The sequence below is a fragment of the Paenibacillus sp. IHBB 10380 genome (assembly GCF_000949425.1).
Lineage (GTDB): Bacteria > Bacillota > Bacilli > Paenibacillales > Paenibacillaceae > Paenibacillus_AQ.
On record NZ_CP010976.1, the window covers coordinates 1,002,026 to 1,023,613 of the forward strand.

Here is a 21,588-nt window from a genome sequence, read left to right on the forward strand (position 1 = left end):
CATTACTGCTGCTCGTCAGCAATAGTGCCTGTTTGTTCAACAACCGTAAGGTTGTTGTTTTTTTTCTTTATCCCAGATGAAAGCGGGGGAGTAAGCATGTTAAACGGTAAAAAAATAGTGTTGGGCGTAACCGGTGGAATTGCCGCTTATAAAGCGGCCATCCTGTGTAGTAAGCTAACACAAAAGGGTGCGGATGTTCACGTCATCATGACTTCTTCGGCTAAACAATTTATTACGGAGCTGACATTGCAGTCACTATCCAAGAATCCGGTATATAGCGATACCTTTGACGAACGTGATCCATCGGTTGTATCTCATATTGACTTGGCTGATTTGGCTGATCTTGTCCTTGTGGCACCAGCAACAGCTAATATGATTGGCAAAATGGCACATGGGTTAGCTGATGATATGTTATCTACTACTTTGCTTGCAACGATGGCTCCTGTTATGGTAGCCCCAGCTATGAATGTGCATATGTACCAGCATCCAGCTGTACTAGATAATATGAATACGTTAGCGTCCCGTGGTGTGTTGATGATCGAACCAGGTGAGGGCTTGCTAGCTTGCGGATATGTGGGCAAAGGACGGATGGAAGAACCTGAGACGATCGTACAGGTGGTTGAGCAATTTTTCGCAGAGCAGCAAGCGGAACCGAAGCTTTTGGAGGGCAAAAAGATCGTTGTTACAGCAGGAGGAACGATAGAGCGGTTAGATCCTGTTCGTTATATTACGAATGACTCTTCAGGCAAAATGGGTTTTGCTATAGCTCAAGCCGCTCATGATATGGGTGCGGAAGTTCACCTTGTAGTCGGCCATACAGACATTGCTCCCCCCACAGGAATTAACGTTGTATCGATTCAGTCTGCGCAAGAGATGTATGAGGCTGTGCTTAAGCTATGGGAAAATAGTGATGTGGTCATTAAGGCTGCAGCTGTTGCGGATTATCGTGCGGAGCATGTGGCTAGTAGTAAAATAAAGAAGTCTGGGAACAGAATGACACTTGAGTTGGTCAAAACGGTAGATATTTTAGAGCAGCTTGGTAAGTTAAAGAAATCTCAGTTTCTGATCGGTTTTGCTGCGGAAACGAATGATGTCGAGACGTTCGCTAAACAGAAGCTCGTACGTAAAAATTGCGATTTGATCGTAGCTAATGATGTGACCTCTACAGGAGCCGGTTTTGGAACAGACACCAATATTGTACAGATCTATGATGCTAACGGTCTCGTAGAACAACTACCTATGCTCTCCAAACAGGAAGTTGCCCGTCGATTACTTAGGATTACCGCAGAACGTCTACATGGAGTTTATTCTTGATGGAAATGGCCAAGGTGATTGTCGATGTTCCCTCACGGGAAACCGATCGTCCATTTGACTATCTTATTCCGGAGTCCATGCGGGCGTGGATCGAAGTCGGAAGCAGAGTAGGTGTACCTTTTGGGCATCGTACCGTGCAAGGATTTGTAGTATCGCTGCATCCTAAGCCACAAGTGGAAACGTTCAAGATGAAGCCGATACAGGAAATATTAGATATTGTTCCTCCTTTGTCCCCGGATCTTGTTGAACTAGCTGGATGGATGAGTCGTAGTTATGCATGCCGTGAAATAACCGCTATTCAGGCTATGGTACCCACTGCGCTCAAAGGGAAGGCAGAACGTTATATTTCTATCGCGGATACAGAACAACTTGAACAAGAGGATTTGTTATTTCCAGATGTAGTGCAGACAGCAACGGAGGAAACCCAGATCGTTTCGTTCATTAAACACAAGGGTGAAGTTACGCTGCAACAATTGAATAGAGCTTTTTCAGATCATGCTGTGATGCTTAAATCTTTACTTCGTAGAGGTATTTTGCAGGAAAATCAGACGATTAAGGACAAGCTACATAAGAAAACGCTCAAAGCCGTCCATTTGGCTGTAACTTTAGAGGAAGCTCAGAATATAATAGAGCAGTTTCCAGCTAAGGCAATGCGTCAGCGTGAAGTATTTCAATTCATTGTAGAATCCATTGAGTTACTCCCATTACCGCTGAAAGATATCATGTCCACTCTGCAAGTAACTTCGGGTACGGTTAAAAGTATTGCAGATAAAGGATACATTACAATTGAGGATCAAGAAGTATTTCGTGATCCATATAAGGGTAGACATTTCAAGCCGACGACGCCGCTGACGTTAACGGAGGAGCAAGGTCGTGCATATGATCAGATTGTGGATACTCTAGATCAGCGACGGCATGGCGTATTTCTACTTCATGGTGTAACGGGAAGCGGGAAGACTGAAATTTACTTGCAAACGATACAACGTTGCTTAGAGCAAGAGCGTCAGGCGATCGTGCTGGTACCGGAGATTTCGCTGACTCCCCAAATGGTGGAACGTTTTAAAGGGCGATTCGGCGATCTGGTCGCTGTTATGCACAGCCGATTGTCTGCTGGAGAGCGTTATGATGAATGGCGCAAAATACGTGAGGGTAAAGCCTCTGTTGTCGTAGGCGCCCGTTCGGCTGTATTCGCGCCTTTCATGAATCTGGGTCTCATTATTATGGATGAAGAACATGAAACGTCATATAAACAGGAAGAAAGTCCGAAGTACCATGCTAGGGATGTCGCTGTTAAGCGGGCACAACAACATGGAGCAGTAGTCATACTAGGCTCTGCAACACCGTCACTAGAGACGTACCATGCTGCTAGATCACAGTCCAACCCTAACTTTTCACCGATTCTATTAGAGATGCCAACGCGTGCGTTAGGTAATAAGCTTCCCGGGGTACAAATTGTTGATATGCGTGAAGAGTTACGTGAGGGTAACCGATCAATGTTCAGTAGGGCATTACATGAGGCTATTAATATTCGTTTAGAGAAGCAGGAGCAGATGGTGCTGTTGCTTAATCGCCGCGGCTATTCTACTTTTGTAATGTGCCGGAGCTGTGGTTATGTTGCAGGTTGTCCTGAATGTGATATTTCTCTAACCTTCCATCAAAAATCGAACAATTTACGTTGTCACTATTGTGGTTATTCAGAGCCTGCCCCAGAAGTATGCCCAGAGTGTGGGAGCGAGCATATTCGATATTTTGGTACGGGAACGCAACGCGTGGAGGAAGAGCTTGCGAAGCTCTTTCCAGGTATACGTGTCATTAGAATGGACGTGGATACGACAACGGAGAAGGGTTCTCATGAGAAATTATTAAATCAGTTCCACAATAAAAAAGCTGACGTGCTTCTGGGGACTCAAATGGTGGCTAAGGGGCTTGATTTTCCAGATGTGACCTTGGTCGGTGTGATTACGGCTGATTCTGCGCTGAATTTACCGGATTTCCGGGCTGCAGAGAAAACTTTTCAGCTTCTTACGCAGGTCGCAGGTCGTGCAGGTCGTCATCATTTGCCAGGTGAGGTCTTGATCCAGTCGTATACGCCAGATCATTATTCAATTATTCATGCAAGTGGACACGATTACAGCTCTTTTGTCAAAGAAGAGCTACAACATCGCCGTGGGCTCCATTACCCTCCGTATTGTAGATTAATTCTAGTAACCTTATCTCATGAGCAGTTACCTTTGTTAGTACGAATGGCCGAGAATATGGCCTCTACCTTGCAAGGAAAGGCTAGGCAGCGTGGTTGGTATGGTAGCCTGGATCGATTATCGGCAGAAGCTCTTGAGGTCTTAGGACCCGTAGCTTCACCTATTCCTAGGATAAAAAATAGATACAGATTCCAATGTATGATAAAATGGCGTGGGAACATCGATGCCATCGGGCTTGTGCTGGAGGCCACGGGACATATTCAAGATTCCGTGCACGACTCCAAGTTTCAAATTAGCATAGACATAGACCCACAAATGTTAATGTAACAAACATATAATGAAGATCATCATGGTATGATTTATAAAAGTGTAAAAAAGACAATTTTTAAGGGACGGTGTTAGATCTAATGGCTATTCGTATTATCGTATTAGAACCGGATGAAGTGTTACATCAGACAGCAAAAGAAGTGAAGAAGATTACACCTAATGTTCAGAAGCTCCTGAACGATATGGCGGATACGATGTATGATGCTGAAGGAGTAGGGCTTGCAGCACCACAAGTAGGTATTCTGAAACGTTTAATTGTGGTCGATGCAGGAGATGAGCATGGCCTTATCAAGCTTATTAATCCTGAAGTTGTGTCTCAAGAGGGAGAACAATTCGGCCCTGAGGGTTGTTTAAGCATCCCTGGTATCAACGGTGACGTAAGACGTGCTGAGACGGTAACCGTTAAAGGTCTTAACCCAGAGGGTACAGAGGTAACCATTACGGGAACAGGATTGCTTGCACGTGCTTTTCTACATGAGATCGATCATCTGAATGGTGTACTCTTTACCGACATTGCGGAAAAAGTATATGAGTATATACCGGAACGGCTTGGAAAGGAATGACGGCTTTATGAACATTGTATTTATGGGAACACCTGCTTTTGCTGTCCCTAGTTTACGTAGGTTAATTAAAGAGGGCTATAATGTTGTCGCGGTTGTAACCCAACCAGATCGCCCACAAGGACGCAAAAAGGTACTTACCCCAACACCAGTGAAGGAAGTTGCGCTTGAGTTCGGATTGCCTGTATTACAGCCGCAGCGTATGCGTAGTCCTGAGGCAGTGGAACAGTTGGCGGTTTATCAACCAGATCTGATCGTTACTGCTGCTTATGGACAGATTCTTCCAAAGGCGGTATTAGATATGCCGCGACTTGGATGTGTTAACATTCATGGCTCGTTATTGCCAAAGTATAGAGGAGGAGCGCCTATTCAGCGCTCCATCATTAATGGTGAGACGGTTACAGGGATCACACTCATGTATATGGCAGAAGGGTTAGATACAGGGGACATGATCTCTCAAATTGAGATTCCTATTGAGGATCATGACACTTCAGGTTCGGTGTTTGAGAAGCTCAGCGAGGTGGGTGCCTCATTGCTTCAAAGGGAATTGCCTTTGTTACTGGAAGGTCGTGTGACGGCTATTCCTCAGAATGATGAAGAGTCTACGTATGCACCGAATCTTAAACGTGAAGACGAGAAGATTGATTGGAATCGTAGTTCACGTGATATATATAACCAAATCCGTGGCTTACTGCCCTTCTCTGGCGCCTTTACGATCTGGGAGGATGAAGTGTTTAAAGTGTGGGAAGCTCTTGTGCCTACTGGACCTTCGTCTGAAGGTACTTCTTCGATAGTTCCAGGAACGGTGTTACAGCTGAGTTCGGAAGGTATAGAAGTTGCAACAGCGGATGGATCGCTAAGGTTGATAAAGGTGCAGCCTAGTGGTAAAAAAGTGCTAGAAGTTGATTCGTTCCTTCGTGGAACCAGTATGGCTAAAGGCACGGTGCTGACATGAGTAATAGCGGGAACAAAACATCTAAGGGACATAAGCCCACGGCAAGAGAGCTAGCCGTAGATGTGCTCACACGAGTGGAACAAGAGGGTGCTTATAGCAATCTACAGCTAAATGCAGGCCTTCAAAGAGCTTCTCTGATTAGAGAGGATGCTGCACTTGCGACTGAATTGGTGTATGGTACAATATCTCGGCTCAATACACTAGATTATTTCTTGAATCGTTATGTTAGTAAAGGAATGGACAAGTTACAACCGTGGGTACGAAGTGTATTACGAATGAGCTTGTATCAACTTCTTTATCTTGATCGAATTCCTCCTCACGCTGTCGTGAATGAAGCCGTTAATATCGCTAAGAAGCGAGGGCATCAAGGTATTTCAGGTATGGTCAATGGTGTATTACGCAATATATTGCGTAATAAGGAAGAGCTAGTTATACCTGAGAACCTTTCGGCTGTGAACAAAATTAGTCTTCAGCATTCTCATCCGAAGTGGCTTGTGAAACGCTGGATAGAGTTATATGGCGAAACTGTAGCTGAACAGATTTGTGCGGCAAACAATGAACCTCCCTCTGTTAGTGTTCGCGTCAATACGACGATGATTAGTCGTGAGAAGATGCTGGAAGCCATGTTAGAGAGTGGAATAGATGCTGTTCCTTCTCCTCTGACTTCCGAGGGCATCCTCGTGAAGAGTGGGGGGAATATGGCTTTAACGGATTGGTATCGTGATGGATTGCTGTCTGTTCAGGATGAAAGCTCCATGCTTGTTGGTACGGCGGTTGGACCTGTCTCTGGGATGAAGGTGTTGGACTGCTGCGCTGCACCTGGAGGGAAATCCGCTCATATAGCTGAAATCATGAAAGATGAGGGGTTAGTGGTTGCCAATGATCTATACCCTCACAAACAGAATCTGATTCGCGAACAGGCAGAACGGCTTGGGTTAGAATCGATTGAAACGGTTGTAGGAGATGCATTGGAACTGAAGGATAAATATTCAGAAGCTTCCTTTGATCGTATTTTACTGGATGCCCCTTGTTCAGGTCTTGGGGTTATACGTCGTAAACCCGACTTGAAGTGGGCCAAGACGCCTGAAGATATTGAAGGCATTGCAGCTCTTCAGTATGAAATGTTGGAGACAGTGGCCCCGCTACTCCAGGTTGGCGGCATACTGGTATACAGTACTTGCACGATTGAACCCGAAGAGAATGAGAGATTGGTAGCTCGATTCTTGGACAACCATCCACAATTTGGAGCTCCTACAGAGGAGCCAGCTTCTTGGGATGATCTACACAAAATAGCATTGCCACGTGGTGGCGGTATGCAGATTTTACCATACCATTTCGGTAGTGATGGATTCTTCATTGCCAGAATTCAGAGATTCTCCTAAGCTTCAATGCTTATTATATAAATTATTTTTGGGTAAACATACAGTTGTGGAAAGATGCCTATGGTTGTTTATCTTTGGCTTTTGCTTCATGTAACCCGCTGGCGCCGAGCTTTAGCGGGTTTTTTCTTTTACCGTTACTTTACTTGTGTTAAAATAGTAGGAATGAGAAATAATAGTTGTAATAATCTGAACAAGAAGAGCAGGTGAGAAGATAATGAAACCTTTTATATATGATTACAGCTTCCAAGATCTTCAAGATTGGGCGAAAGAGAATGGTGAACCCGCATTTCGGGGCGGCCAAATTTTCGATTGGCTGTATGTGAAACGTATTAACAATTTCCAGGAAATGACCAACCTCTCCAAAGAGCTACGTCAGAAGTTGGAGGATCAGTTCCAATTCGTTACACTCAGTGAAATTACTAAATTCGAGTCTAAAGATGGAACCATGAAATTCTTATTCGGATTGCATGATGATCATGCAATCGAAACCGTCATTATGAAGCATAATTACGGCAACAGTATTTGTGTCACAACCCAAGTGGGATGTCGGATTGGTTGTACGTTCTGCGCTTCGACACTTGGTGGCTTGAAGCGGGATTTAACGGCAGGTGAGATCGTGGCCCAAGTCGTTCAAGCTCAAAAGATACTGGACGAGAAGAATGAACGCGTGAGCAGTATTGTTATCATGGGCACAGGAGAACCTTTTGAAAATTATGATGCTACCATGAAGTTTCTACGGATTATGATTCATGAGAAAGGCTTGCACATTGGACAACGCCATATTACAGTATCAACAAGTGGGATTGTTCCTAATATATATAAATTTGCAGATGAGAATACACAGATTAATCTTGCAATCTCAATTCATGCGCCAAATGATGCATTACGCTCGAAGTTAATGCCGGTTAACCGTCGTTTTCCTTTTGATGATGTGATGGAATCGCTTCGTTATTATCTGGCTAAGACCGGTCGCCGTATTTCCTTCGAATATGCTCTCATTGGAGGCGTCAACGATCAACCAGAGCATGCAGAGGAATTGGCTTCTGTATTGAAGAATATGTTATGTCATGTCAACCTAATTCCTGTTAACCATGTGCCTGAACGTAAATATGTTCGCACATCGCGCAATGACATTTTTCAGTTTCAAAAGATTCTTGCAGATAACGGAGTGAACGTGACAATTCGCCGTGAACAGGGCCACGATATCGCGGCCGCCTGTGGACAACTACGGGCCAAGCATATGGAGTTGAGGTGATTATAATTGATCAAAAAAGTATGTGTCAGTCATATTGGATGCGTGCGTTCGGTTAATGAAGATTCAGGATGGATCAGTGGTGAAGATGCTAGATATATGCTCGGAATTGTTGCTGATGGTATGGGAGGTCACAAGGCGGGCGATCGGGCAAGCCTCCTTGCAGTTGAGACCATCTCGACAGATTTATCTGCGCTTGAAGAAGGAATGTCGGCAGAAGCTTTGCAAGCCGCTCTCGGAGACGCTATCTTACACGCGAATGACATCATCTATCGAGAGGCAGCTAGCAATGAGAAGTATCACAACATGGGTACGACAGTTGTAGCTCTACTTCTGGATGGAGTTTCTGGATGGATTGGTCATATTGGGGATAGTAGAGCATATAAAGTGACTAAGGGGGAAGCCGTCCAAATCACGGAAGATCATACCCTAGTCTATGAATTGTATAAAAGCGGACAAATAAGCAGTGAACAATTACAAAGTCACCCACGTCGTAATGTGATTACAAGAGCTCTTGGGACCGATGCAGAAGTATCTGTGGACTTCAATCCTATTACGCTTTCTCCAGGAGAGGTTCTAGTTCTATGTAGTGATGGTCTGACCAATATGGTGAACAGTCAGCGTGTAGGGCAAATAGCTGGAATGCAAGATGTCGCGCTGGAAGAAAGAGCAGATCGTCTTCTACAATTGGCACTACTTGCTGGAGGCGACGACAATATCACAGTCGCCCTGTTTGAACTTCAAGATGAGGCTTTAGGGGAAAGTACAAAGGAGTGGGATTCATGATCGGACATGAATTGGGCGGTCGTTATGAAATTATCGAGCGAATTGGTGGGGGCGGAATGGCCCTCGTCTATAAAGCTCATGATATTTTGTTGGGCCGAAACGTTGCTATTAAGGTGCTTCGTCAACAGTTTGTGCACGATGAAGAGTTTATTCGGCGGTTTAGACGCGAGGCTCAATCAGCGGCGTCTTTATCTCATCCCAATGTAGTTAGTATTTACGATGTTGGGCAAGAAGATGAAATTCATTATATTGTGATGGAGTATGTCGAAGGTTATAATCTGAATGAAATTATTAAGGAGCGAGCACCCTTGCAGGTGGAAGAATCTGTGAGAATTGCTACGCAAATTTGTGATGCACTGGATCATGCACATCAGAACCAAATTATTCATCGAGACATTAAGCCTCATAACATTCTTATTGGTCGAAATGGTCGAGTGAAAGTTACTGACTTCGGTATCGCAAGGGCAGTGACTTCAACAACGATTACACAGACGGGTTCTTTGATAGGGTCTGTGCATTATTTTTCTCCCGAGCATGCTAAAGGCGTTGCCACAGGCGAGAAATCTGACTTATATTCTCTTGGTATTGTCATGTACCAGATGTTGACGGCTACACTCCCTTTTCTAGGAGAAAGTCCAATCAGCGTGGCCTTGAAACATTTACAAGAGGAATTTGACGATCCGCGAGATGTGAATCCACTTATTCCGCAAAGTGTAGAGAATATTATATTGAAATCCATGCGCAAAAACCCTCATGAACGCTATCAGTCAGCGAAAGAGATGATAGTAGATATAGAGACTAGCTTACTTCCTGAGAGAAGAAATGAACCTAAAATGCAATTTGCTGATTTTGATGCAGATCAGACGCGGGCATTACCCGCAATTAAAGTACAGCAGCAAGGAACATCTCTTAGAAGAAATAAGGATCTATTCAATGAAGATGATGAGGATGATAAGCCTATGACAAGCAATAAAGGCAAGAAGAAGTGGACCAAGCCTGTACTTTGGATATCATTAACGCTCTTTATATTAATTGCTATGGGAAGTATTGTCTGGTATGTGAACAATAAGTTATCCGTACAGGAAGTCGCAGTTCCGAGTGTGATCAACATGCAGGAAGATGCTGCAGTGGCTAAACTGAAGGAGTTCGGCATTGAAGTTGGTGAGATCACACGTGCGTACAATCCTGAGTTTGACGAAGGTATGGTTTATGACCAGAGTAAGAAGGAGGGTACGACGATCAAGGAAGGATCGAGTATTAATCTTTCGGTCAGCACAATAAAGCCGTTTGTCACCATGCCGGATGTGAAAAGTCTAACTTTTGAAGAGGCATCCAAGATACTCATTGGTAAAAAGATTAAAGAAGATAATATTAAACAAACAAGTGATTACAGTGATGAACCTAGTGGAACCGTTATTTCTCAGAGTCCAGGAGCGAACGCGGAGTTCGATGGAGATACGCAGGAGATTGTTTTAACCGTAAGTAAAGGTCCGAAAAACATTCCTATGCCTAACCTAGTTGGTAAGACTCAGCAGGACGCACAGAGCGAGCTTGAGAATTTAGGGCTAGAGCTTGAAGCCATTAAGGAAGATACTAGCTTCCAGATTGAAAAAGGCAAGGTAACGCAGCAGTGGCCATACGATCCGAAGGCACCTGTATCTCCTGGTTCTCCTGGTTCAAAGATTACACTGTTTGTTAGCACAGGCTATCCAGCAGAAGCGTTAGATTATACGTTCAGGCTACCCGTTGCACCTGTAGAGGAAGGTAAGAAGACGAAGGTTCGTATCGTTTACTCTGATGCACGTAATGAAGAGGGCTCGACCAAAGAGTATGGTACACAGACGATTCAGACTACACAAGTTTTCCCGGTTAAGTTAGTGCTGATGCCAAATAAAGATGCTGTTGTTTCAGTGTATCTGGACGGAAAACCTTTTGATGAGTTCCGTATTCGTTATAATGATGTTAAGAATGGTACTGTTCCTGAAGTGGTACTTCCGCAGAAGGACCCTGTAGTACCACCTATTACTGAGGATGAGCCTGTTGACGTGGTTCCAGATCAGAATAATGAGGAAGACCCTAAAGGGAATGCTGACAATAATACTGATGATGTAGAGGACGATACAACGGCTATGACATCTTCCGGTAAGTTAGATAACAATAATAAGAACAAAGATAAAGGTCATAAAGGAAATAAAGATAATAGAGATAATAGAGGTAATGATAGAAATAACGGCAACCGATTAACTTCTTCTAGACCATAACAACTATATCAATGAAAGATCTACAGATCGATGGAAAGTGAGGCCAATCATGTATGCCAGATGGTGTGATCGTAAAAGCGCTCAGCGGATATTATTACGTCAAGCCACTGTTGGACGGCAGGGCGGTAACGACGGCAGGCCAGCAAGCGATACAATGTAGAGCTCGAGGTGTTTTTAGGAATAGGGACATTACGCCTTTAGTGGGAGATCATGTCGTATATTCACTAACAGAGAATGGCGAGGGGACGGTCACTGAGGTTAAACCTCGCCATTCAGAGTTAGTTCGGCCTCAGGTGGCTAATGTACAATTTGCTGTTCTGTTATTCTCTCTTCGTGAGCCAGATCTTAATTTGGGATTATTGGATAAGTTCCTTGTTCATATTGAGCATTCTGGACTGGATACCCTGATCTGCTTAACGAAGCAAGATTTAGTAGACAACGAAATTCTGGACAAGGATGATCCGATTACTTACGTGCAGGAACTTTACGAGAGTATTGGCTACGAAGTAATCGTCACAAGTTCTCGTTCTGGTGCGGGTCAGGAGAGATTAAAGGAACGTCTAGCCGGAAATATTTGTGTGTTCTCAGGACAATCTGGGGTTGGTAAATCATCACTCATTAATGCGCTAATGCCTGGATTAGATTTAGAAACTAATGCAATAAGTATGAAGCTAGGTCGAGGGAAACATACGACTCGTCATGTTGAATTAATTGAATTAGATAACGGTGCTTTTGTAGCAGATACACCTGGATTCAGTCAGCTTGACTTCTTAGAGATGGAAGTAGATGAGTTATCTTCTTGTTTCAGAGAGTTCGCTTCATTAGCGGCTAACTGTAAGTTTAGAGGGTGTAGTCATCTACATGAACCAGGCTGTAAGGTGATTGAGGCTAGAGACAATGGTGATATTGCCTTGGGCCGTTATGAGAACTACAAGCATTTCTATTCAGAGATAAAAGAGAAGAAGCGGAGGTATTAATCCTAATGATTAAAATTGCACCGTCTATATTATCAGCAGATTTCGCCAAGCTTGGGCAAGAAGTTGCCGAAGTTGAAGCTGGTGGGGCAGATTGGATTCACGTTGACGTAATGGATGGACACTTTGTTCCTAATATCACATTGGGTCCACCTATTGTGAGTGCGATTCAGCATCACACAAGCCTACCTTTAGATGTACATCTCATGATTGAACAACCGGAACGGTATGTTGCTGACTTTGCCAAGGCAGGCGCGAAGGTCATCACGGTTCATGCTGAAGCAACGAACCATCTTCACCGTTTGGTGCATATGATCAAAGAGCATGGTGTCATGGCAGGCGTAGCCATTAATCCAGGTACTCCTGCCTCAGTCATCCAAGAAATGTTAGGTGACATTGATATGGTGCTTGTGATGACTGTAAATCCTGGTTTTGGAGGACAAGCCTTCATACCTCACACGCTCCATAAAATTCGGCAGCTACGTCAATGGATGAACGAAGCCTCTTATCTTGATGTTCATATTCAAGTAGATGGTGGAGTTACAGCTGAGACAGCCCCGAAAGTAGTAGAAGCAGGTGCAGATGTGCTAGTGGCGGGGAGTGCCGTATTCGGGCATAAGGATAGAGCTCATGCGATCTCTCAAATTCGACAAAGCATAGGAGGAAGGTAAGTAATGACTTTCAAAGAGGCGTTCTGGCTTACGCTTGCAAGTCTAGGTACAGGCTTTTTGATTGGTATTTACTCATTGTTAGCATCTCCTATAAATTTGATAGCGTCAGTGCTTGCGATGATTATCGCTTTTTATTATTTCCGAAATTTTCAACGTAAGGGTCTAAGAATCGGATATGTTATATTCGTTATTCTTTACTACATCTTTTTTATATTTGCGGTGTCAGTGTATAAATTTAATCAGCTTGACCTTACTTTGATGCCAGGCATAGGGTGAGATGTCCCCGCATAAACATGGTTACATGAGCAGATTTCTCATGTAGCCTTTTTTGTTTATATATCAGAAGGTGAAGTTCATCATGCTGCTTTTTGATATTTCATGGTAAACGTAAGATGTAGGCATGGGAAAGATGGGGAGGGTGAGGTATGAAATTTTACACATTCAAGCTACCAAGGTTTTTGGGAGGGTTCGTTAAAGCCATTCTTAACACATTTCACAAAAGTTAAACTACTGCAGTGACCTTACATCAACATCAAGGAAATCTGACAGAGGTGTCAATCGTGCCGTCCACCAAATCTAGATGGTTCAACGCATCAAAAAAGCACCTGCTGAAAACAAGGTGCTTTTTGTTTATATGCTATTGTAGATATTAGGCGCGAGTGACTTTACCAGCTTTTAGTGCACGAGTGCTGACGTAGACACGTTTCGGTTTACCATCGACCAAAATACGAACTTTTTGCACATTAACGCCCCAGGTACGTCGGTTACGGTTGTTGGCGTGAGAAACATGATTACCGCTGCCTGGTTTTTTACCTGTCACATGACATTTGCGAGACATAGATTACACCTCCTTGTTACAATACACCTGCATAAAACAATACTTATATATAATATCACAGCAAAAATTGCTTCGTCAACCATTAGCAAAAACATTTATTTCTTATGACTCTTATAGTACAATATTGTATAGCCCTTATTTTGCTTACTTGGGCAACGATTTTTTGAGGGTAATGAGTCATAGATCGGACATTATTTGTAGCCCAAGGGGTGAAACTTTTAGCATTAACAAATGAAATGATTTATTATATGATAAGCGTTTATAATAAATTTGATTGGTAGAGATATGTAACGTAAGATCTTTATTGAAAAGTAGTCATTGAAATATACAACAGATGCGAGTTTTGATGCAAGCTAGGAAGGGGATTTCTCACTTGAGTAAGCGTTTTTTGAATGGAACAGATTTCACAGGTATGGTACTGCTTGGTGCAGAACAATTGCAGCAACATGCGGAGCACGTTAATGCCCTTAATGTATTTCCAGTACCTGATGGTGATACGGGAACAAATATGAATTTGACGATGACGGCGGGAGTTACAGAATTAAAGAAGAATAATACGGTCTCTATTGGATATAGTGCAGGGGTATTATCTAAGGGGCTTCTTATGGGAGCGCGTGGTAATTCAGGTGTTATTCTGTCCCAATTGTTCCGTGGGTTCGGACGTTATGCCTCAACCTATGAGGAATTGAATACTCAGCAATTTGCTGCGGCATTGCAGATTGGTGTGGATACAGCATATAAAGCTGTAGTTAAACCTGTTGAGGGGACAATTCTTACTGTAGCGAAGGATGCTGCTAAACATGCGGTCTATATATCACGCCGTACAAGCGACATTACAGAACTGATGGAACAAGTGCTTATGAAAGCTAAAGAATCATTGTCTCAGACACCAGATTTGCTTCCGATCCTTAAGCAAGTAGGGGTAGTTGATTCAGGTGGTCAAGGACTTGTCTATATTTATGAAGGATTTCTACAATATCTAAGAGGTAATGTCACTACACATCCATCGGTCAATGCTTCTACAGATACGTTGACTCCAGTGCCAAGTTATACGGTTACACCGCTCCAGCCACAACCTGCCCTAAATGTTCCTATTACGGCGCAATCTCAGCTTGAGACGGAAGATATTGAGTTCTTATATGATATGGAGTTTTTCATTAATCGTCAGTTAAGCAATACGCAAGCTTCATTTCATGATGAGCAATTTCGGGAAGCCTTATCAGTAAATGGGGATTCTATTATTGTTATTGCCGACGATGAAATCATCAAGGTACACGTTCACTCTAAATGTCCTGGTGAAGTGTTGAATTTGGCCTTGCAATATGGTGAAATCACACAAATTCACATTCTGAATATGCGAGAGCAACATCGTGACTTGCTGTCAGCAGGGATGGATAGTGCGCCTATGCCAGAAATATTTGCCGATATTCCAATGCCGCAGAAGACGGTTGTAGTGGCGCCAGCTGAACCTCCTGCTGAAGAGATGGCTATGTATGGCTTTATTGCAGTGTCTTCTGGTAAAGGGATCACAGAAATTTTCACAAGCTTAGGTGTGGATGTAGTACTGTTTGGTGGACAAACCATGAACCCAAGTACAGAGGATTTCGTGAATGCGATTTCTTCCATTTCAGCGCAGCATATTTACATATTACCGAATAACTCCAATATTGTACTTGCTGCAGAGCAGGCACGAGAACTGCTTGAAGGAGAGCGTAGTGTCACTGTTATTCCAAGCAAGAGCATCCCACAAGGGATGGCGGCTGCCTTTGCATTCTTGGAGGAAGAGGACCTGGATAATAACACAGATAATATGTTAGTGGCGATTACTCAAGTGACTTCTGGACAGGTAACTCATGCTATTCGAGATACTTGTATTGATGAACTGGAAATTAAAGCAGGTCAATTTATTGGTATCCAGAATTCCAAGATTGTAGCGGCTACAGAGAGTGTACTTACTACTTGTCAGGATTTATTATCCAAGATGCTAGTGAACGGGGATGAGGTTGTCACGGTCCTTTCAGGTGAAGAAGCTGATCCTAGGATGACCGAGGAACTTGATGCATGGTTGCAGGATAACTATCCTAAAGCAGAAATAGAAGTTCATGAAGGCGGACAGCCGATTTATTATTATATATTCTCAGTTGAATCCTAATCGATCATTGTGAAGAGGGGGATTTTCTTGGCTCATACCATTATAGTAACGGACAGTACTGCGGATATTCCTGCGGAGTTAGCACAGAAACATCATGTTTATGTCGTTCCTCTGCGATTATTGTTTGGGCAAGAGACATTTCTGGACGGTGTAGATATATCAGCGAAACAGTTTTATGATCGATTAGCTCAGGCTAAGGAGCTTCCGACAACGTCACAGCCGTCGCCTGCTGACTATGTGCGCATCTACGAGCAAATTAGGGAAGAGCATCCAGGGTCACCGATCCTCTCCATTCATATTTCTTCTGCGCTTAGCGGAACTTATCAATCGGCTCTGATTGCTAAGTCTATGATGGAGGAAGAAGCTGATATTACGATTGTTGATTCATTGTCAGCTTCCTATGGGTTCGGTGTGTTAGTCATACATGCGGCTCGGCTTGCAAGTGAGGGATTGGCTGTCGAGCAAATTATGGAAGCAGTGGAACAGTTGCGGAAGCAACGTAAGCTTTATTTTCTGGTGGATACACTTGAATATTTGCAAAAGGGAGGGCGAATCGGCAAAGCGGCTGCTTTGTTTGGTACCCTACTCAATATTAAGCCTATTCTATCTATTGATGAAGAGGGAATCATTTATCCAGTCGAGAAGGTTAGAGGCCGTAAAAAAGCTGTAGCTCGAATGATTGAATTATTTCAACAGGACTTGGGTAATATCAACAAAATAAATGTGGCAGTAGGACATACGGCAAACCCAGCTTCGGCAGAATCGTTTTTGGAGGATCTTTCTAGTCATTATAAGCTAGAAGAAGTCGTTCTAACGAACGTTGGCGCTGTAGTAGGTAGCCACGTTGGGGCTGGAGTCATTGCCGTATTTATATGGCCGGCTTGAATCGAGGTATAAATCATGAGTACAACTCTCAGTCTAGATCAAATTTCGGTGAAGCAGGTACGTGGCGTGAGTGCTCTCAAAGAGGGGGAGCTTCACGCCTTTGGCATCTTTACGGTTAAAGACTTAATAGAATATTATCCTTATCGCTATGAAGATTATCGTCTTCGTTCTTTAAGTGAGGTTAAGAGTGGGGACAAGGTGACTATTCAAGCCAAGATCATGGGAATCCCAGTTCTACAGCGTTATGGGGGGAAGTCCCGATTGACATGTAAATTGATGTCCGAAGAGTGGATGTTTACTGCAACATGGTTCAATCGCCATTTCTTACGGGATCAATTAACGCCAGGTCGAGAAATTATTGTGAACGGGAAATGGGATCAACGGCGGATGCAATTGACAGTATCAGACTCAGAGTTCCCGGATCAAGGGGTAAGACGGGGTGGGTCATTGCAACCGGTATATTCTGTAGGCGCTAAGATTACGCAAGCTTGGATGCGCAAAACGATAGGACAGGCCCTGCAGCAGTATGGGGATATGATTCCCGAAATATTGCCTTATTCTCTTTTAGAAAAGTATCATTTATTGCCGAGAAAGCAAGCTATTACAACCATCCATCAGCCAGAGGATACGAAAGAAGGACAACAAGGGCGTGAACGGATGGTGTATGAGGAATTATTTCTTTTTCAATTAAAAATGCAGGCCTTTCGCGCGTTGACCCGGGGCAGAATGGATGGCGTTGTCCATACGGTTGAGAACGCAGTAGTGCGTGAATTTGTCCGCAGTCTGCCATTTGAATTGACAGATGCGCAGAAGCGGGTCGAATTAGAAATATTGAAGGATATGCGGGCTTCTTATTGCATGAATCGATTGCTTCAAGGTGATGTGGGATCAGGGAAGACGGTCATTGCAGCCATAGCTCTCTATGCTAGTGTGCGATCAGGATTCCAAGGTGCTTTGATGGTGCCTACAGAAATACTGTCAGAGCAGCATTTACGATCGTTAGTACGCCTATTCGAGCCATTTGGTATTTCTGTCGGTATGCTAACAGGTAGTGTGACAGGACGTAAGCGCAAGGATCTATTGGCTGCATTACAAATGGGGATGATCGATGTTGTGGTGGGTACACATGCGTTGATTCAGGATGAGGTGTTCTTTCGTAACTTAGGACTGGTCGTCACAGATGAGCAGCATCGCTTCGGTGTGAATCAACGGAGTGTTCTACGCCGCAAAGGATACAATCCGGACGTATTGACTATGACGGCGACACCAATCCCGCGTACATTGGCTATTACTGCTTTTGGCGATATGGACGTCTCTACCATAAATGAACGACCCAAAGGACGTATCCCGATCTCTACGTATTGGGTGAAGCATAGCATGATGGAGCGTGTGCTCGGATTCATTTCTCGTGAAGTAGATCAAGGTCGTCAGACCTATCTGATCTGCCCTCTCATTGAGGAGTCAGAGAAGCTGGATGTGCAGAACGTTATTGATCTACATATTCAAATGCAGCAAGCCTTTCCAACCTATCGAGTGGGTCTATTGCATGGCCGAATGACACCTGCGGAGAAGGAAGAAATCATGCAAGCCTTCAACAATAATGAGGTCCAACTGCTTGTCTCAACAACGGTGGTAGAGGTCGGGGTCGATGTACCGAATGCAACACTGATGGTTATTATGGATGCGGATCGCTTCGGACTATCTCAACTGCATCAATTACGTGGACGTGTCGGTCGTGGAGCGCATGCTTCTTATTGTGTTCTGATCGCAGATCCGAAGACCGAGATCGGTCAGGAACGAATGCGGGTGATGACAGAGACGGATGATGGATTCGAGGTGTCAAGACGTGATCTAGAGCTAAGAGGCCCTGGAGATTTCTTCGGTACGAAGCAGAGTGGGCTGCCTGAATTCCGCTTAGCGGATATGGTTAGCGATTTTGCCGTGCTGGAGCAGGCGCGAGATGATGTTGCATTCCTAGTCAGTGAGGATTCCTTTTGGACATCTCCTACCTACGCTCCGCTACGTCATTATTTACAGCAGGAACAGATTTTTGAAGGAAACCTAATTGATTAGGCAATTGGACAAGACCCCCGTCATATACTAGGGTAGAACTGTAATTGACGGGAGGTGCCCATCTTGGGCTATCAGCAGTACGGAATCACCCCGCAGCTAGTGGAGCGGATTAAACTCAAAATGAAAAACCCGGCCGCCAAAGAGCGTGTCAAAAAGTTACTTGATGGCCTTAATAAGTCCGATCTCCAAGACAGCGCTAAGGTACAACGACTTGTAAAGTCTATCGGGAGCGCCCTGCATGAGAAGCTGACCCCAACCGAAGAGGGCCAGATTGCTAAATTTGTTCTATCTCAGCGAATTGATCCTAACAGCACACTTCACCTGATCAAGCTGTGGGGTATGTTTCGTTAATATTCGATCTATTGTGGAATTCAAATCCTCTGCATGGACATCTAGAGTCACATGGCAGGGGATTTGTTATGTCAACTTGAGGACTTGACGATACAGGAGGGTGAATCGTTTCTTACAGAATTCACTTCTGTGCTGACAGGATCGGCTTGCATAGCCTCAGCGGGATAGGGGACGAGTAGTTGTTGTAGAGAGGATGTTGTAATTTCTTGGCGATTCAGCCATTTCATCTCATCTTCTGGTTTCAATATAACAGGCATGCGATTATGAATAGGGGCCATTAAAGAGTTGGGGGTTGTGGTAATAATCGTGCAAGTACTTGTCTTACTGCCGTCTGGGGCTATCCAAGTATCATATAATCCTGCGAAGCTGAACATACTGCCGCTTCTAAGGGTGATCCGATAAGGTTGTTTGCTGTTCTCACGCTTCTGCCATTCATAGAAACCGTCTGCTGGAATTAAACATCGCTTGCGTGCGAAAGGGATCTTATACGCAGGCTTGTCTTTCAGAGTCTCACTGCGTGCATTGATCATCCTGCTCCCCATACTCTCATCCTTAGCCCAAGATGGTACGAGACCCCATCTCAGCTCTCCTAGTCGGAAGTTCTGCCCGTCATGAATCACGGATACTACGAGCTGGGTAGGTGCAATGTTGTATTGCGGATGATGGTATGGAACAGCCAATGCTGCATCGATCTGATAGCGTAGCATAAGTTCTTCCAGCGTAACCGTTAAACTATAGCGACCACACATGAAAACTCCTCCTCACGATTAAAATATCTTAATCATATTAATTTGTCCTTATATTAAATGCAACCTAGCAAGCTAATGATCACCTGTCCAAAAGAATTGTGTGAGTAAAATAAAACAATATACAATGGGGTAGATTAACTAATAGGGAATACTACCTATTTTAGGATGGCGTTCGAGTGTTACATTTTAAATTTTCCATCGAAAGTGGTGCAGTAATGACATATATCCTACCTATACAAGTCGCCTTTATAATATTTAGTATCTTGGGTTTTTTCCTAATCATTCCTTGGATGATTTATAGTTATAGAAAATATGGTTTTTTCAGTTTATGGACCTCATTAATAGTTTACTCCTTCAGCTTCTATATGTTATCAGCTTTATTTCTAGTCCTGTTGCCTCTTCCGACAACTCGGAATACATGCGCCCTTCAATCACCTGATACGGTTTATTATTCATTAGCTCCATTTTCTTTTATTCGGGATACATTTACAGGAAGTTCCATTGTATGGTCACAGCCCACTACCTATATTCAACTATTTAAACAAAGCGCATTCTTACAAGCAGCATTTAATTTCATATTATTGCTGCCACTTGGAGTGTATCTAAGATACTTTCTTCAGGAGAAACGATACTGGAAGAGGGCATTTGGTTTAGGTTTTGCACTTTCCCTCTTTTATGAAATCACGCAACTAACAGGAATTTATGGGCTTTATACATGTCCTTATCGCATATTTGACGTTGACGATCTTATATTGAACAGTACGGGTGCTCTTTTCGGTTTCCTTATCGCTCCCGTAATACTAGCTTTGTTTCCTTCTAAAAAGAGCGTTTTAGCCAAAAAGGAAAAAGTACTTAAGGAGAACATAGTATCACCCTTAGCGCGGTTACTAGCTGTAATAATAGACTTTTTAGTTATTGGAATCGGCTGGTCGCTAACCATTGGGCTATTTACATCGAGTAGGTTTATAGAGATTATTTTTACCACCATTGGTTTTCTTGTAGTATTCTTTATTCTGCCAGTTTTTTGGGGAGGAAAAACATTAGGCACAAATATTATGGGATATAAACTTATAAGTACGGTGGAAAGTAGACCTTCTTGGCAAGCATTTTTAAAAAGGTGCTTGGCGTTATATTTGCCTTGGGTGATATTAACATTACTAAACGTAATAACGGGTATGAACATAGATATAAATTCCGATTTATATCCTTATCATGTATGGGTCAGTCTTGTCGCATTCATTTTTGTGTTTATCATGTGGTCTGTTCTGTTTATTCATGCCATTCTCGTTATTTTCAGAAAAGATAATCGTCCCTTTTACTTTGACTATGTCGCTAATTTAACACTAAGAAAAAAATAAACCTTAAAAAAATAAATCCCATTTAGGGATTTTATTTTTTTAAGGTTTATGTAAGGTTAAAATTAAAACAGTGTAAGGTCAAGGAGAGATAATTAAAGAAGAAATTGAAAATATATTTTATATGTAAAAATAGAAATTAAGAGGTGAAACACTGTGAAAGGAAATAAAATTCTATCATCTTTATGTTACTTTAGTATCTTTTTTACACCGTTTCTATTCCCACTCATTGTATTTTTTGTAGCGGAGGAAGATGTGAAATATCATGCCAAAAAAGCATTATGGACACATCTCATCCCCTATGCAGCTTTAATTGCTGGGCTTGTGGCATCTGGAGTAATCGGACTGAGTACACAAACTGAAACTGCAATGGTAATGGGGATAATCGTAGCTTATATTATTTTTGCTGTTATTGGGGTTTACTTTTTCGTTTGGAATATTCTAAAAGGTATAAAACTGTTAAGAGAAATTTAATTTTCCATAAGAAGGGTGCTCTTTTTTACTT

At 43.1% G+C, this 21,588-nt stretch carries 20 protein-coding genes; 18 read left to right on the forward strand and 2 right to left on the reverse strand.

Annotated elements, in window-relative coordinates; translation table 11 throughout:
- Positions 1-96 precede the first annotated feature (96 nt).
- From coaBC to spoVM, 12 genes are all read left to right on the forward strand, one after another.
- Positions 97-1,314 (forward strand): bifunctional phosphopantothenoylcysteine decarboxylase/phosphopantothenate--cysteine ligase CoaBC, encoded by a 1,218-nt coding sequence (gene coaBC, locus UB51_RS04410; RefSeq protein WP_044876251.1) that lies wholly within the window; start codon positions 97-99, stop codon positions 1,312-1,314.
- On the forward strand, positions 1,314-3,839 hold the full coding sequence (priA, locus tag UB51_RS04415; RefSeq protein ID WP_044876252.1) for a primosomal protein N': 2,526 nt from the start codon (positions 1,314-1,316) through the stop codon (positions 3,837-3,839). Before coaBC ends, priA begins: the two co-directional genes overlap by 1 nt.
- A gap of 80 nt (positions 3,840-3,919) precedes the next feature.
- A complete protein-coding gene (gene def, locus UB51_RS04420; protein WP_044876253.1) occupies positions 3,920-4,402 on the forward strand; it encodes a peptide deformylase in 483 nt (160 codons plus the stop codon).
- A 7-nt stretch (positions 4,403-4,409) separates the two neighbouring features.
- On the forward strand, positions 4,410-5,354 hold the full coding sequence (gene fmt / locus UB51_RS04425) for a methionyl-tRNA formyltransferase (RefSeq protein WP_044876254.1): 945 nt from the start codon (positions 4,410-4,412) through the stop codon (positions 5,352-5,354).
- The gene (gene rsmB / locus UB51_RS04430) at positions 5,351-6,736 is read left to right on the forward strand and encodes a 16S rRNA (cytosine(967)-C(5))-methyltransferase RsmB (RefSeq protein WP_044876255.1); all 1,386 of its coding nucleotides are present in this window, start codon (positions 5,351-5,353) and stop codon (positions 6,734-6,736) included. Before fmt ends, rsmB begins: the two co-directional genes overlap by 4 nt.
- Positions 6,737-6,950: 214 nt before the next feature.
- On the forward strand, positions 6,951-7,991 hold the full coding sequence (gene rlmN, locus UB51_RS04435) for a dual-specificity RNA methyltransferase RlmN (RefSeq protein ID WP_044876256.1): 1,041 nt from the start codon (positions 6,951-6,953) through the stop codon (positions 7,989-7,991).
- Between the two features lie 6 nt (positions 7,992-7,997).
- A complete protein-coding gene (locus UB51_RS04440; RefSeq protein ID WP_044876257.1) occupies positions 7,998-8,774 on the forward strand; it encodes a Stp1/IreP family PP2C-type Ser/Thr phosphatase in 777 nt (258 codons plus the stop codon).
- Entirely contained in the window at positions 8,771-11,035 is a 2,265-nt protein-coding gene (gene pknB, locus UB51_RS04445; protein WP_044876258.1) for a Stk1 family PASTA domain-containing Ser/Thr kinase, read from the forward strand. The genes UB51_RS04440 and pknB overlap by 4 nt, the downstream gene beginning before the upstream one ends.
- A gap of 53 nt (positions 11,036-11,088) precedes the next feature.
- Complete coding sequence (gene rsgA / locus UB51_RS04450) at positions 11,089-12,012, forward strand: ribosome small subunit-dependent GTPase A (RefSeq protein WP_044876259.1); 924 nt, start codon at positions 11,089-11,091, stop codon at positions 12,010-12,012.
- Between the two features lie 5 nt (positions 12,013-12,017).
- Positions 12,018-12,680 (forward strand): ribulose-phosphate 3-epimerase, encoded by a 663-nt coding sequence (rpe, locus tag UB51_RS04455; RefSeq protein ID WP_044876260.1) that lies wholly within the window; start codon positions 12,018-12,020, stop codon positions 12,678-12,680.
- A 3-nt stretch (positions 12,681-12,683) separates the two neighbouring features.
- Positions 12,684-12,956 (forward strand): hypothetical protein, encoded by a 273-nt coding sequence (locus UB51_RS04460; RefSeq protein ID WP_044876261.1) that lies wholly within the window; start codon positions 12,684-12,686, stop codon positions 12,954-12,956.
- 149 nt (positions 12,957-13,105) lie between these two features.
- The gene (spoVM, locus tag UB51_RS26850; RefSeq protein ID WP_082063033.1) at positions 13,106-13,186 is read left to right on the forward strand and encodes a stage V sporulation protein SpoVM; all 81 of its coding nucleotides are present in this window, start codon (positions 13,106-13,108) and stop codon (positions 13,184-13,186) included.
- A gap of 143 nt (positions 13,187-13,329) precedes the next feature.
- Here the strand turns inward: spoVM and rpmB are convergent, their stop codons facing one another.
- Positions 13,330-13,518 (reverse strand): 50S ribosomal protein L28, encoded by a 189-nt coding sequence (rpmB, locus tag UB51_RS04465; protein ID WP_044876262.1) that lies wholly within the window; start codon positions 13,516-13,518, stop codon positions 13,330-13,332.
- 373 nt (positions 13,519-13,891) lie between these two features.
- Here rpmB and UB51_RS04470 point away from each other — a divergent pair, with 373 nt between their 5' ends.
- The 4 genes from UB51_RS04470 (at position 13,892) to UB51_RS04485 (ending at position 18,979) form a co-directional block, all read left to right on the forward strand.
- Entirely contained in the window at positions 13,892-15,670 is a 1,779-nt protein-coding gene (locus UB51_RS04470; protein WP_044876263.1) for a DAK2 domain-containing protein, read from the forward strand.
- 27 nt (positions 15,671-15,697) lie between these two features.
- Entirely contained in the window at positions 15,698-16,555 is an 858-nt protein-coding gene (locus UB51_RS04475) for a DegV family protein (protein WP_044876264.1), read from the forward strand.
- 15 nt (positions 16,556-16,570) lie between these two features.
- Positions 16,571-18,628, forward strand: a complete 2,058-nt coding sequence (recG, locus tag UB51_RS04480; RefSeq protein ID WP_044876265.1) for an ATP-dependent DNA helicase RecG — start codon at positions 16,571-16,573, stop codon at positions 18,626-18,628.
- A gap of 63 nt (positions 18,629-18,691) precedes the next feature.
- The gene (locus UB51_RS04485) at positions 18,692-18,979 is read left to right on the forward strand and encodes a stage VI sporulation protein F (protein ID WP_044876266.1); all 288 of its coding nucleotides are present in this window, start codon (positions 18,692-18,694) and stop codon (positions 18,977-18,979) included.
- Positions 18,980-19,050: 71 nt separating this feature from the next.
- Here UB51_RS04485 and UB51_RS04490 read toward each other — a convergent pair whose 3' ends face one another.
- Positions 19,051-19,728 carry an SOS response-associated peptidase gene (locus UB51_RS04490; protein ID WP_044876267.1) on the reverse strand — a complete coding sequence of 226 codons (678 nt, stop codon included), beginning with the start codon at positions 19,726-19,728 and terminating at the stop codon, positions 19,051-19,053.
- A gap of 176 nt (positions 19,729-19,904) precedes the next feature.
- Between UB51_RS04490 and UB51_RS04495 the strand changes: the two genes are divergently transcribed.
- Positions 19,905-21,086, forward strand: a complete 1,182-nt coding sequence (locus tag UB51_RS04495) for a VanZ family protein (protein WP_234405541.1) — start codon at positions 19,905-19,907, stop codon at positions 21,084-21,086.
- A 153-nt stretch (positions 21,087-21,239) separates the two neighbouring features.
- Positions 21,240-21,557: a magnetosome magnetite crystal formation protein family gene (locus tag UB51_RS04500; RefSeq protein ID WP_044876268.1), complete on the forward strand. Its 318-nt coding sequence runs from the start codon at positions 21,240-21,242 to the stop codon at positions 21,555-21,557.
- Positions 21,558-21,588 lie beyond the last annotated feature (31 nt).

Excerpts from the sequence above, each read along its gene's own strand:
- pknB (WP_044876258.1), top strand. The coding sequence starts at position 8,771 with ATGATCGGACATGAATTGGGCGGTCGTTATGAAATTATCGAGCGAATT.
- rsgA (WP_044876259.1), top strand. The coding sequence starts at position 11,089 with ATGCCAGATGGTGTGATCGTAAAAGCGCTCAGCGGATATTATTACGTC.
- fmt (WP_044876254.1), top strand. The coding sequence starts at position 4,410 with ATGAACATTGTATTTATGGGAACACCTGCTTTTGCTGTCCCTAGTTTA.
- rpe (WP_044876260.1), top strand. The coding sequence starts at position 12,018 with ATGATTAAAATTGCACCGTCTATATTATCAGCAGATTTCGCCAAGCTT.
- def (WP_044876253.1), top strand. The coding sequence starts at position 3,920 with ATGGCTATTCGTATTATCGTATTAGAACCGGATGAAGTGTTACATCAG.
- rpmB (WP_044876262.1), bottom strand. The coding sequence starts at position 13,518 with ATGTCTCGCAAATGTCATGTGACAGGTAAAAAACCAGGCAGCGGTAAT.
- rlmN (WP_044876256.1), top strand. The coding sequence starts at position 6,951 with ATGAAACCTTTTATATATGATTACAGCTTCCAAGATCTTCAAGATTGG.
- UB51_RS04490 (WP_044876267.1), bottom strand. The coding sequence starts at position 19,728 with ATGTGTGGTCGCTATAGTTTAACGGTTACGCTGGAAGAACTTATGCTA.
- UB51_RS04460 (WP_044876261.1), top strand. The coding sequence starts at position 12,684 with ATGACTTTCAAAGAGGCGTTCTGGCTTACGCTTGCAAGTCTAGGTACA.
- rsmB (WP_044876255.1), top strand. The coding sequence starts at position 5,351 with ATGAGTAATAGCGGGAACAAAACATCTAAGGGACATAAGCCCACGGCA.
- spoVM (WP_082063033.1), top strand. The coding sequence starts at position 13,106 with ATGAAATTTTACACATTCAAGCTACCAAGGTTTTTGGGAGGGTTCGTT.
- priA (WP_044876252.1), top strand. The coding sequence starts at position 1,314 with ATGGAAATGGCCAAGGTGATTGTCGATGTTCCCTCACGGGAAACCGAT.
- recG (WP_044876265.1), top strand. The coding sequence starts at position 16,571 with ATGAGTACAACTCTCAGTCTAGATCAAATTTCGGTGAAGCAGGTACGT.
- coaBC (WP_044876251.1), top strand. The coding sequence starts at position 97 with ATGTTAAACGGTAAAAAAATAGTGTTGGGCGTAACCGGTGGAATTGCC.